The following is a 12,519-nucleotide window of genomic DNA, read 5'->3' as shown; positions in this document are numbered from 1 at the left end:
GGCGATGGTGCCGGTGATGGGGTCGAGAATGTAGTGGATTCTGCGGTCGGTTTTGATGTTGTGGTGGTGTTGGCAGAGAGAGTGTCCGATTTTTTGTGTGCGGGGGCTTGGTTTACAAGTAGTCCGCGAATCGGTTGGGGTAAGCCACGGCTAGTTGGTTGATGGCTTGTTTCCACCCGGTGGCTTTCGCTCCTTCAATATAGCCGTTGCACTCAACGTCGCGCTTTGCTTTCTTCGCTCGCTGGGCAGCGCGCTTGTCTTCGATGTTGCAGATCATCAGCCACAGCGTCTTCAGCGCTGCGGTATCGTTCGGGAACTGGCCCCTGTTACGGGTAGCTTTACGCAGTTCAGCATTCAGCGACTCGATCGAGTTGGTGGTGTAGAGCACCCGGCGTGCCGCCGGTGGGAACTGTAGAAACGGCACGAACCGCTCCCAAGCGTCGCGCCAGACTTTGACCGACTGGGGGTATTTCCGGCCAAGTTCACTGGCCTCGAAAGCATCCAGGCTGGCACGTGCGGTGTCCTCGTTAGCGGCTGTGTAGACCTCACGCAGCGCGCGGGAGACACCTTTGCGGTCCTGGTAGGACACCCACCTGTTGGCCGCCCGAATCAGGTGCACGATACAGGTTTGCACCATGGAATTCGGCCAGGTTGCCTCAACTGCTTCAGGCAGGCCTTTGAGCCCGTCGCAGCACACGATGAACACGTCTTGGACACCGCGGTTGGCTAGATCCGCACACACCGATGCCCAGAATGCGGCGCCTTCATTGTCGGCGATCCACAATCCCAGGATGTGCTTGATGCCGTCCATATCGACACCAACCGCCATATAGCAAGCCTTGTTGACCACGCGGTGGCCGTCACGGATTTTGACGCGTAGCGCGTCGAGGAAGATCACCGGGTAGAACTCGTCGAGCTGGCGGTTTTGCCAGATCATGACCTCGTCCAAGACCGCATCGGTAATGGTGCTGATCGTATCCGGACTCATATCCACCCCCAGGGTGGTTGCGAGATGGTGCTGAATATCGCGCACGGTCATCCCACCGGCATACAGCGAGATAATCATGTCGTCGAGCTCTGTGAGCCTGCGTGCACCCTTGGGCACCATCCGGGGAGTAAACGTGCCGGCACGATCCCTAGGCACGGTCACCTCAACTGCGCCGTAGCCAGAATTGACGGTCTTGGTGTACGACCCGTTACGGTGATTATTCTCCTGTGTGGTTTCGACCTGGGATTTCGCTTTGCGGTCGCAATGGCCGTAGCCCAAGTGCGCATCCATCTCCGCCTTAAGGCCAGCGTTGATCGATGCCTGTAGCAGGCCTTTGATCAGCTCGCTTGCATCATCAGCGGAGCTCGACAACTCGCTAATCAAGCTGGCGATTTCAGAATTTTCCATCAGCTTCTCGCTGATCTCGTTGACCCTCGCCGGGTCATGGTTTTTCTTCGGTGACACCGTAGTCATTATCGGTGAAACTCCTTCTAGATCAGAGCCTCACACACAAACTCCCTGACACTCCCTTGGCAGAGGTTTACTAAATTATCCGGACTGGTGGGCCCGCCGTGGTGGTATTCGATGCGGTGGTCGAGTTGGCACCTGGTGGCGGGGACGGTGCAGCCGGGCCAGCGGCAGGTGCCGTCTCTGCCTTGGGTGTAGGCGCGGATGTCGGTGTTGGGGGTGTAGGAGTCTACCTCGTCGGCTTTAAGTCGGCGGATGAAGGTGTTGTCTATAGGGGCGTGGTTGAGGTTTATCCATCCGGCACCGGGGTGGAAGACGAGGTTGGTGTCGGGGTTGGTGGTAAAGGTGTTGATGGCGACGCTGGTGTGGGTGTCTTCGAGGATGAGGTCGATAAGACCTTGTGCGGCGGTGGTTGTGGCCTGGTTGGTGTGGGCGTCGATGTGGCGGGCGATGATGGTGGCGGTGGCGCTATCGCAGGTGAGTGTGAATGTGGTGGTGTTATCTGGGTTGTAGTTGATGCGCAGTCGTGGTTGGGGTTGTTGTTCTTTGTCTTCGGGGCGCAGGTGGCAGTCGATGAAGGTGCGGATAAATCGGCGCAGATCAGCATCGGTGGGTACTGTTTGGTTGGGTGTGGTGGGGGTGAGGAAGTCTGCGAGTGCGGCGTCGATGGCTTCAAGATGCTCTGGGTTGTCTTCAAGCCTGTTGAGTTCGCGGTCGATGATGCGCAGCTTGTTAAGGTCGAGGATCCAGTGGTGGCCTTGTACTTCGGTGACTAGGGGTAGTTGGCGGACGCGGAAGTGGGCACGGATGAAGTGTCCCAGGTTTTGTTCCGTTTGAGTAGATGGGAAAATCTGGAATATGCCAAGAAAATTTGACCAGGATGCGAAGGATCGTGTGGTCCGTCTTGTAGAGGACCGCATCTTGGCGGAAAATATGTCGATGCAAGCCGCGTGCCAGGCAGTAGCCCCAAAGCTGGGGGTGTCATGGCACACAGCCCGTCAATGGACCCAACAGGCCCGCCGTGCGGGAAACATCCCAGAACCCGTGCCTGAAGATCTGGCCGCCGAAAACGCGAGGCTTCGCCGTGAAAATCAAGAGCTACGCGACACCAATGAACTTTTAAAGGCTGCCTCAGCTTTTTTCGCGTCGGAACTCGACCCAAAACGTCGGAAATGATCCGGTTCATCGATGAATACCGGAATCGTTTCTCTGTCGAGTTCATCTGTAAGACGTTGAAGAAAAACCGGTCTGGTGGGTTCATCACCTCGCGTGGCTATCGCCAGTCCAAGGCCCGTGGGTTAAGTGCTCGTCGCCTTCGTGATGCTGTGCTGGTCGAACGCATTAGAACTGTTCATTGGGATAATTACGGTGTCTACGGTGTACGGAAAATGTGGCATGCTCTCCGCCGTGACGGAATCGATATCGGTCGTGAACAAACTGCCCGTTTAATGCGCTTGGCCGGTGTATCAGGCAAAGGCAAAGGCAGATCACCTCTTACAACCCGTAAGCCTAACGTGCCTGATCTGCGCCCAGACTTGGTCGAGCGTGAATTCAAAGCCCCCGGCCCGAACAAACTGTGGGTGGCTGACATTACGTATGTGCGCACGAAGAAAGGCTTTGTGTATGCCGCGTTTGTCACCGACGTTTACTCCCGACGGATCGTTGGGTGGGCGTTATCAGACTCCATGCGCACCGAAGCGTTGCCGCTGCAAGCTCTTAATCAGGCGATCGTGTGTGCTGAGGAAACAACAGGTCTCATTCACCATTCGGATCACGGCTCGCAGTACGTCAGCGTGGTCTACAACGAGCGCCTTGCCCAGCACGGGATTGCCGCTTCCACCGGAACTGTCGGGGATTCTTATGACAATGCTCTGGCTGAAAACGTTAACGGCTCCTACAAGAACGAGCTGATCCATACTCGCAGGTGGGAGGATGTTGTCGAGGTAGAAATCGCGACGTTCGAGTGGGTGTCATGGTGGAACGAGACGAGGCTTCACCAAAGCTTGGGATACCGAACCCCAGTCGAAGTGGAAACCGAATTTTGGAAGCAGAAACCGCCACAGGAAATAATAGAAATCAAGGCAAATGCCTAGGAACAAAACTCGGGGCACTTCAGGATGTATCCGAGGAGCTTGGAGTAGGAGATGCCGAGGTCTTTGGCAAGACTGGTCAGGCTTAGGTCAACATCTTCGTCTAGTTGGGGGAGGATGGCGCGGTAGAGGAACCAGGAGGTTTTGCGCGTATAGGTGCCGGCTTTACCAATGTGGTTTCCGGGGGCGTTGGTGGTGTAGAACGCTTCCGGCACATCACCGTCGTCTAGGTAATAAGCGTCGGACTGGTCGCCGATGAGGAGGGTGTTTGGGTAGTCGAGGGTGGTATCTGGTTCGGGCGGGCTTAGTGTGGCAGTCATGGATGGGGCACTCCAGCAGAGAAGAACAGGGTTCGTACGTGTTTTCTAACAAGTGCCCTTATAGTATCCCGAGTGCCGGACGTGAGGCTGTGGTGGGGGTGTTTGTGTTCGAATAGGGCACCCTAAAACCGCAGGGATCCCCAGAGTCGCACCCCACAAGAAAGCGGGGGTAAAAGCAAAGGTTTAGGGTTCTTTGCCTGCCACTTTCCCGGCAGGTGTGCAGTTCCATGGGGTCTAAAGCCACTGGACGTGTGTGGCGAAGTTCCGTCGTGTGGCGCCTGTTGCGGCAAAACGTAAAAAGAGAAGGAGACGGTGGCTTGGCCGTCTCCTTCCCTTCTTGTTTCATTATTTTGTTGTTTGTTGTTGTTTGGTGTCGGCGGTGACTTACTCTCCCACAACCTCCCGGTTGCAGTACCATCAGCGTGTGCAGGCTTAGCTTCCGGGTTCGGAATGGGACCGGGCGTTTCCCTGCAGCTATTGACCACCGACAAACATGCGAAGCACAAACCCCTTCTTTTTGGGTGCCCACCTAGGGGTGGGTGTTGTGTCAGATACTGCATAGTGGACGCGGTCACGACAGTGACATTGTTTCTTCTTCTTTCTTACCTTTTGCCAAGTTATTTTCTTGGTGTTGGTGTTTGTTGTGGTCAATTAGTACCAGTAGCCTTCACACCTTACAGTGCTTCCAGGTCTGGCCTATCTACCCTATCGTCTTTAGGGGACCTTAACGAAACCTCATCTTAAAACAGGCTTCCCGCTTAGATGCTTTCAGCGGTTATCCCTTCCGTACGTAGCCAACCAGCCATACCCCTGGCGGGATAACTGGCACACTAGAGGTACGTCCGTCCCGGTCCTCTCGTACTAGGGACAGCTTTCTTCAAGTTTCAACGCGCGCGGCGGATAGAGACCGAACTGTCTCACGACGTTCTGAACCCAGCTCGCGTGCCGCTTTAATGGGCGAACAGCCCAACCCTTGGGACCTACTCCAGCCCCAGGATGCGACGAGCCGACATCGAGGTGCCAAACCATCCCGTCGATATGGACTCTTGGGGAAGATCAGCCTGTTATCCCCGGGGTACCTTTTATCCGTTGAGCGACACCACATCCACAAGTAGGTGCCGGATCACTAGTCCCGACTTTCGTCCCTGCTCGACATGTCTGTCTCACAGTCAAGCTCCCTTGTGCACTTACACTCACCACCTGATTGCCAACCAGGCTGAGGGAACCTTTGGGCGCCTCCGTTACATTTTGGGAGGCAACCGCCCCAGTTAAACTACCCACCAGGCACTGTCCCCAACCCAGATCATGGGCCAAGGTTAGATGCTCAATCCGATCAGAGTGGTATTTCAACAACGACTCCACCACCACTAGCGTGACGGCTTCACAGTCTCCCACCTATCCTACACAAACCGAACCAAACACCAATACCAAGCTATAGTGAAGGTCCCGGGGTCTTTTCGTCCTGCCGCGCGTAACGAGCATCTTTACTCGTAGTGCAATTTCACCGGGCCTGTGGTTGAGACAGCAGAGAAGTCGTTACGCCATTCGTGCAGGTCGGAACTTACCCGACAAGGAATTTCGCTACCTTAGGATGGTTATAGTTACCACCGCCGTTTACTGGGGCTTAAATTCTCAGCTTCGCCAACAAAGTTGACTAACCGGTCCTCTTAACCTTCCAGCACCGGGCAGGCGTCAGTCCATATACATCAACTTCACGTCTTCGCATGGACCTGTGTTTTTGATAAACAGTCGCTTCCCTCTATTCTCTGCGACCCCACAACGCTTAACACCGCAAAGAGTGCTCACGCCGTGAGGCCCCCCTTCTCCCGAAGTTACGGGGGCATTTTGCCGAATTCCTTAACCACAGTTCACCCGAACGCCTTAGTATTTTCAACCTGACCACCTGTGTCGGTTTAGGGTACGGGCCATACACACACATCGCTAGAGGCTTTTCTCGACAGTACAGGATCACCACCATCAACCCCAATGGGTCTACGCATCACGCCTCAACCATATGTGCGGCGGATTTACCTACCACACGGTCTGCACGCTTACACCACCAATCCACTAAGTGGCGTGGCTACCTCACTGCGTCACCCCATCACTTGAACCACACATCAGGCCCCACGACATCAACACCACCAACACTCAAAGAGTACCAGTAGTGCATCCGCGGTGGTTAGTATCAGTGCTTCATCATGGGCGCGCATGTACGGGTACCAGAATATCAACTGGTTATCCATCGACTACGCCTGTCGGCCTCGCCTTAGGTCCCGACTCACCCTGGGAAGACGAACTTGACCCAGGAACCCTTAGTCATCCGGCGGATAGGATTCTCACCTATCAATTCGTTACTCATGCCTGCATTCTCACTCGCACACAGTCCACGCCTCCTTACGGTAACGCTTCCACCCATGCACGACGCTCCCCTACCCAAACAAAAATTGTTTGCCGCGGCTTCGGCGGTGTACTTGAGCCCCACTAAATTGTCGGCGCAGAACCACTCGACCAGTGAGCTATTACGCACTCTTTCAAGGATGGCTGCTTCTAAGCCAACCTCCTGGCTGTCTTCGCGATCCCACATCCTTTTCCACTTAGTACACCCTTAGGGGCCTTAACCGGCGATCTGGGCTGTTTCCCTCTCGACTATGAAGCTTATCCCCCACAGTCTCACTGCCGTACAACACAATTAGTGGCATTCGGAGTTTGGCTGACATTGCTAAGATTGTAGTCCCGCTCAACCAACCAGTCGCTCTACCTCCACCAAGCTATAATACGACGCTGCACCTAAATGCATTTCGGGGAGAACCAGCTATCACGGAGTTTGATTGGCCTTTCACCCCTACCCACAGCTCATCCCCGCAGTTTTCAACCTACGTGGGTTCGCGCCTCCACAACCTCTTACAGCTGCTTCACACTGGCCATGGGTAGATCACCCCGCTTCGGGTCCAGGACATGCCACTTGACACCCCATTAGGATTCGGTTTCCCTACGGCTACCCCACACGGGTTAACCTCGCGACATGCCGCTGACTCGCAGGCTCATTCTTCAAAAGGCACGCCATCACACACAAAAGATGCTCTGACGGATTGTAAGCACATGGTTTCAGGAACTATTTCACTCCCCTCCCGGGGTACTTTTCACCATTCCCTCACGGTACTTAATACACTATCGGTCACACTGAGTATTTAGGCTTACCGGGTGGTCCCGGCAGATTCACAACAGATTCCACGAGCCCGCTGCTACTCGGGCAACCCAACAACCCGCATGCCATTGTCTTCAACTACAGGACTCTCACCTTCTCCGGCAGGTAATTCCAAACCACTTCACCTAACAACAACACACAAGCACGATGATGGCAGTCACCGTCAATTGGGGCCCACAACACCGCACACACAACCCCTACCAGGTATCACATGCACACGGTTTAGCCTCATCCACGTTCGTTCGCCACTACTAGCAGAATCATTATTATTTTCTCCTCCTACGGGTACTGAGATGTTTCACTTCCCCGCGTAAACCCCCACAACAGCTATGAATTCACTGAAGGGTAACCCCACATAACCAGGGCCAGGTTTCCCCATTCGGACATCCTCGGATCAACGCTCAATTGACAACTCCCCGAGGCTTAACGCAGCCTTTCACGTCCTTCATCGGCTCAGCATGCCAAGGCATCCACCATGCGCCCTTAATAACGAACACACAAACCACCACACAAACAAGCGGGTGGCCACACAAGTGAACTTGACAAAAAAATTGACTAAAGAAAAAAGAAATCACACAAACACACACAAACAAACCACACAAATGCAGCCCATCCGGCGTGTTTAATGCTCGCGTCCACTATACAGTTCTCACACAACACCCCAACCACACCCAGCCAACACACACAGTGTCAGCAAGACTAAAGGTCAGGCACAAAAAAGGGGGAATAATGCCCCAGACACCCAACAATGCACCAACATACAAACAACTTACTTTTACAACTGTGCACGGCACGTGTGTCACAAAGCGCCATTCAAACACTTGGTCATGTCTTATAGGGTGTGTGTTTCACCCGGACAATTTTTACAACAATAAGGTCGGCAGCATGACACTCGCATACTCAACCAACCAAAGGGTGCAACTGCACCCGAATAATAAAAGCTCCTTAGAAAGGAGGTGATCCACCCGCACCTTCCGGTACGGGTACCTTGTTACGACTTCGTCCCAATCGCCGATCCCACCTTCGACGGCTCCCTAACAAGTTTGGGCCACCGGCTTCGGGTGTTACCAACTTTCATGACGTGACGGGCGGTGTGTACAAGGCCCGGGAACGTATTCACCGCAGCATTGCTGATCTGCGATTACTAGCGACTCCGACTTCATGGGGTCGAGTTGCAGACCCCAATCCGAACTAAGGCCGGCTTTCAGCGATTCGCTCCACCTCACAGTGTCGCTGCGCGTTGTACCGACCATTGTAGCATGTGTGAAGCCCTGGACATAAGGGGCATGATGATTTGACGTCATCCCCACCTTCCTCCGAGTTGACCCCGGCAGTCTCTCATGAGTCCCCAACCAAATGCTGGCAACATAAGACAAGGGTTGCGCTCGTTGCGGGACTTAACCCAACATCTCACGACACGAGCTGACGACAACCATGCACCACCTGTACACCAGCCACAAAGGGAAACTACATCTCTGCAGCGATCCAGTGTATGTCAAGCCCAGGTAAGGTTCTTCGCGTTGCATCGAATTAATCCACATGCTCCGCCGCTTGTGCGGGCCCCCGTCAATTCCTTTGAGTTTTAGCCTTGCGGCCGTACTCCCCAGGCGGGGCGCTTAATGCGTTAGCTACGGCACGAAAGTCGTGAAAAGACCCTCACACCTAGCGCCCACCGTTTACGGCATGGACTACCAGGGTATCTAATCCTGTTCGCTACCCATGCTTTCGCTCCTCAGCGTCAGTAACTGCCCAGTAACCTGCCTTCGCCATCGGTGTTCCTCCTGATATCTGCGCATTTCACCGCTACACCAGGAATTCCAGTTACCCCTACAGTACTCAAGTTATGCCCGTATCGCCTGCACGCCCGGAGTTAAGCCCCGGAATTTCACAGACGACGCGACAAACCACCTACGAGCCCTTTACGCCCAGTAATTCCGGACAACGCTCGAACCCTACGGATTACCGCGGCTGCTGGCACGTAGTTAGCCGGTGCTTCTTATCTAGGTACCGTCACAAAAAGCTTCGTCCCTAGCGAAAGGAGTTTACAACCCGAAGGCCGTCATCCCCCACGCGGCGTCGCTGCATCAGGCTTGCGCCCATTGTGCAATATTCCCCACTGCTGCCTCCCGTAGGAGTCTGGGCCGTATCTCAGTCCCAATGTGGCCGTCCACCCTCTCAGGCCGGCTACCCGTCGCCGCCTTGGTAGGCCATTACCCCACCAACAAGCTGATAGGCCGCGAGCTCATCCTACACCGAAAAAACTTTCCAACCATCACACTAAAAATGGCTCCTATCCGGTATTAGACCCAGTTTCCCAGGCTTATCCCGAAGTGCAGGGCAGATCACCCACGTGTTACTCACCCGTTCGCCACTCGAGTACCCTGCAAGCAGGGCCTTTCCGTTCGACTTGCATGTGTTAAGCACGCCGCCAGCGTTCGTCCTGAGCCAGGATCAAACTCTCCACAAAAAAATTTCAGAACAAAATTCCGAAACAGGCCGTGAAAAGCCCGAAACCCAACAAAAGAACAAACCACCACAAACCACACAACAATGCAGCCCGTGCTGGCGTCCAAAAATTACTACAAAGAAAAATACAGTTCCCTCAACCCGACGGGGCAAAAAAGAGGAAACCACAAAGTTGAACACAATCACATGCCAACCAATCCATCTCAATGCAGCCGAAACACCAAACAGCATTCAAAAAGGTACGTATTCCACATACCCAACCGGCACACACCAACCAACAAACCACTAGGCCTGCTGGCAGACAAACCAATCAACACACAACCATGCACACAAAAAATAAAAAGTACATTGGCACACTATTGAGTTCTCAAACATCATCCACACACCACAAGAAAATTAACTTCCCGTTAACCTCTCGTTGGCGGCTCGTACAAACTTACCCAACCAAATGAACCAAGTCAAATCATCGAACCAAGTCCGTACAAAATTCGCTTCAAAGTAACCAACCGGCTACCTCGCGGCGACTTGGATTAATCTAGCCCAACCCCACCAATAATGACAAATCCCCAGCACACAAGGGAAAACGGTGCGCTGGGGACGTCGTTAAAAGAGCTCTTCTTCTTGAGTTCTTTCAATTGTGGCGCCGAGGCGCTGCAGGTTTTCTACAAAGTTGGGATATCCGCGGTCGATGTGGAAGACATCGTGGACGGTGGTGGTTTCATCCGCACACAGTGCAGAAAGCACAAGACCCGCACCCGCACGGATGTCGGAACTCCATACGTGAGTAGAAGAGAGCCGCTCTTTACCGCGGACTACTACATGGTGACCGTCAACCTGGGCGTCGGCACCCAGGCGCAGCATTTCATCCACAAAGCGGAAGCGGGATTCAAAGACATTCTCCGTAATGACGGTCGTTCCGTCCGCAATGGCAGAGATGCCAATAGCCATCGGCTGCAGGTCGGTGGGAAATCCCGGAAATGGCAGGGTCTGGTAGTCCACAGCCTGTGGTCGCTGATCCATGCGCACGCGAAAACCATTCTCATAGGTCTCTAGTTCCGCGCCGGCGGACTTCAGCTTTTCGAGCGGCAGATGCAGGTGGCGCGGGGAAATTCCACCCACGGTGATATCGCCCTGGGTCATGGCCGCGGCGTACGCCCACGTGCCGGCCACAATTCGGTCACCAATAACCTCATGCTGGGTGGGCTGCAGCTTATCGACGCCGCGGATAGTCACCACCGAGCTTCCCTCGCCCTCGATATCGGCGCCCATGGACTTGAGCATGGTGCACAGGTCGACGATTTCCGGCTCGCGAGCTGCGTTATGCAGAACGGTTTCCCCTTCGGCGAGGACCGCAGCGGTAAGAATATTTTCGGTTGCGCCTACGGACGGGAAGTCCAGGCGGATATTCGCACCTCGCAGGTGCGTAGCCTCTGCCACGACGGCACCGTGTTCAATACGGGTGGTGGCGCCGAGCTTTTCTAGGCCGGTTTGGTGCATATCGAGCGGGCGGGAACCAATCGCGTCACCACCAGGCAACGCTACCTTCGCGTGGCCACAGCGGGAGGTCAAAGGCCCGAGCACGCAGACGGATGCGCGGAATTGGCGGACCGCGTCAAAATCCGCGTTGGATTGCGGCTGTGCAGGGGTCGTAATCCGGACTTCAGAACCCTCGATAACTACCTCGCAGCCGAGCCCCTCGAGAACCTTCTTCATGAGGGGGACGTCCAGAATTTCTGGGCAGTTCGTCAGCGTCGTAGTGCCCTCCGCCAGCAAGGATGCGGCCATGAGCTTCAAGACGCTATTTTTCGCGCCATCTACTTTAACGGTGCCCTCTAGGCGGGCACCGCCGGAAACAATAAACTGATCTTTCACAACTGCCTACGCTACCGGTTCTTAAGGCAATGCGCCGATACGACGAGCGGCATTAACCGCCTCGTAGCGGGTGTGCGCACCGAGTTTGCGCATTACCGAGCGCAAATAAGACTTCACGGTTTCTGCGCCGATTCCCATTTCCTCAGCTGCTTCTACGTTGGTATGGCCTAGGGCCACACAAGAGAGAACGTCGAGTTCGCGGGCGGAGAGCTTGGTGGATTGCTTCACGCGCACCGGCGAGACCATCTGGTCACACAACGTCTCTAGCTCCTTGCGCAGTTCTTCGTCTTCTACGCGGTTGGCCAGCATACGCAGCTTGGAGTGAGTGGAACGGACCTGCTCCCACTCGGCACCGTTCATGACGTGGCCGCGGGCGGCTCCGCCCTTGGACCCATCAGCACGTCGCATGGCGGAATTAACGGCCAAGTCTTGCTCGAGGGTGCGCGCGGTCATCGTCACTTCTTCAATGACCTTGTCGCCCAAACGAACTGGGGAGTGAACGCCGACGTAGAGGACACCGCGAATTTCGCGCTGCACAGTAACGGGCACGGCCACAATGGAGTGCAGGCCCTCGTCCTGAATTACGCGGTCGTTCTCGTGCGAGATGGTGGTGGCACGCGTGTAGTCGGATACACCTACCGCACGGCGAGTGCTGACCACTCGCCCACCTACACCGACGCCGGAGTCAATGATCAGATTCTGCAGCGCTGGGGTGCGTAGCCCCACCCACTGTGTGATCTGCAGGCGATTATCGGGCAGCAGCGTGGCGTACATCGTCACCGGAATACCTGTAGCGGTCTTCAGGGACGACAGGGCCGCGCGTACGGATTCTTCATCATCTTTGAGGCGATGCGACTCCATGAGACTCTTTCCTCGTCGGGGGTAACCAAGTAGGTGTACCCGTCCTCCCCCGGGAATTTGGGGATCAGCGGGCAACTGAGTGGAAGTATAGACAGCATGTGGGGGTAATTCGAAATCGCCCTCGGCTTATCCGGCGCTGCAATCCCACATGGAATGCCCGAATGCCCGGTCTAGAATTTATATACTGACTGGTCTACTTGTGTAGTGTACGCTTGCGTTGTACGCGATTTGAACCCAAATCTGATTCCC

At 54.9% G+C, this 12,519-nt stretch carries 6 protein-coding genes and 3 rRNA genes; 1 reads left to right on the top strand and 8 read right to left on the bottom strand.

The window, feature by feature from the left end; translation table 11 throughout:
- Nucleotides 1-112: 112 nt before the first annotated feature.
- Entirely contained in the window at nucleotides 113-1,462 is a 1,350-nt protein-coding gene (locus LG376_RS05865; RefSeq protein WP_225746473.1) for an IS256 family transposase, read from the bottom strand.
- Nucleotides 1,463-1,479: 17 nt separating this feature from the next.
- Nucleotides 1,480-2,376: an HNH endonuclease signature motif containing protein gene (locus tag LG376_RS05860; RefSeq protein ID WP_225746472.1), complete on the bottom strand. Its 897-nt coding sequence runs from the start codon at nucleotides 2,374-2,376 to the stop codon at nucleotides 1,480-1,482.
- Here LG376_RS05860 and LG376_RS05855 point away from each other — a divergent pair.
- Nucleotides 2,315-3,549 (top strand): IS3 family transposase gene (locus LG376_RS05855; protein ID WP_225746471.1). Its coding sequence is split into 2 segments (ribosomal slippage): nucleotides 2,315-2,603 and nucleotides 2,603-3,549, totalling 1,236 coding nucleotides; the frame shifts between segments, so codons are not numbered across the junction. The two genes, LG376_RS05860 and LG376_RS05855, sit on opposite strands and share 62 nt — an antisense overlap.
- Here LG376_RS05855 and LG376_RS05850 read toward each other — a convergent pair.
- The 6 genes from LG376_RS05850 to ramA all read right to left on the bottom strand — a co-directional run bounded on the left by LG376_RS05850 (nucleotide 3,546) and on the right by ramA (nucleotide 12,270).
- Complete coding sequence (locus LG376_RS05850) at nucleotides 3,546-3,866, bottom strand: hypothetical protein (protein ID WP_225746470.1); 321 nt, start codon at nucleotides 3,864-3,866, stop codon at nucleotides 3,546-3,548. The two genes, LG376_RS05855 and LG376_RS05850, sit on opposite strands and share 4 nt — an antisense overlap.
- Before the next feature lie 371 nt (nucleotides 3,867-4,237).
- Nucleotides 4,238-4,355, bottom strand: a 5S ribosomal RNA gene (gene rrf, locus LG376_RS05845).
- 143 nt (nucleotides 4,356-4,498) lie between these two features.
- Nucleotides 4,499-7,568 (bottom strand): 23S ribosomal RNA (locus tag LG376_RS05840).
- 452 nt (nucleotides 7,569-8,020) lie between these two features.
- Nucleotides 8,021-9,538, bottom strand: a 16S ribosomal RNA gene (locus LG376_RS05835).
- The 16S, 23S and 5S rRNA genes sit together here, the layout of an rRNA operon.
- Nucleotides 9,539-10,140: 602 nt before the next feature.
- Nucleotides 10,141-11,409 carry a UDP-N-acetylglucosamine 1-carboxyvinyltransferase gene (murA, locus tag LG376_RS05830; protein ID WP_005325837.1) on the bottom strand — a complete coding sequence of 423 codons (1,269 nt, stop codon included), beginning with the start codon at nucleotides 11,407-11,409 and terminating at the stop codon, nucleotides 10,141-10,143.
- Nucleotides 11,410-11,430: 21 nt separating this feature from the next.
- Nucleotides 11,431-12,270 (bottom strand): acetate metabolism transcriptional regulator RamA, encoded by an 840-nt coding sequence (gene ramA, locus LG376_RS05825; RefSeq protein WP_005325834.1) that lies wholly within the window; start codon nucleotides 12,268-12,270, stop codon nucleotides 11,431-11,433.
- Nucleotides 12,271-12,519: the final 249 nt, after the last annotated feature.

The organism is Corynebacterium sp. Marseille-P4611, assembly GCF_916618765.1.
Taxonomy (GTDB): Bacteria; Actinomycetota; Actinomycetes; order Mycobacteriales; family Mycobacteriaceae; genus Corynebacterium; species Corynebacterium marquesiae.
This window is presented reverse-complemented; position numbering and strand designations above follow the sequence as displayed.

Coding starts and splice junctions, on each gene's coding strand:
- LG376_RS05865 (WP_225746473.1), bottom strand. CDS start 1,462: ATGACTACGGTGTCACCGAAGAAAAACCATGACCCGGCGAGGGTCAAC.
- LG376_RS05860 (WP_225746472.1), bottom strand. CDS start 2,376: ATGCGGTCCTCTACAAGACGGACCACACGATCCTTCGCATCCTGGTCA.
- LG376_RS05850 (WP_225746470.1), bottom strand. CDS start 3,866: ATGACTGCCACACTAAGCCCGCCCGAACCAGATACCACCCTCGACTAC.
- ramA (WP_005325834.1), bottom strand. CDS start 12,270: ATGGAGTCGCATCGCCTCAAAGATGATGAAGAATCCGTACGCGCGGCC.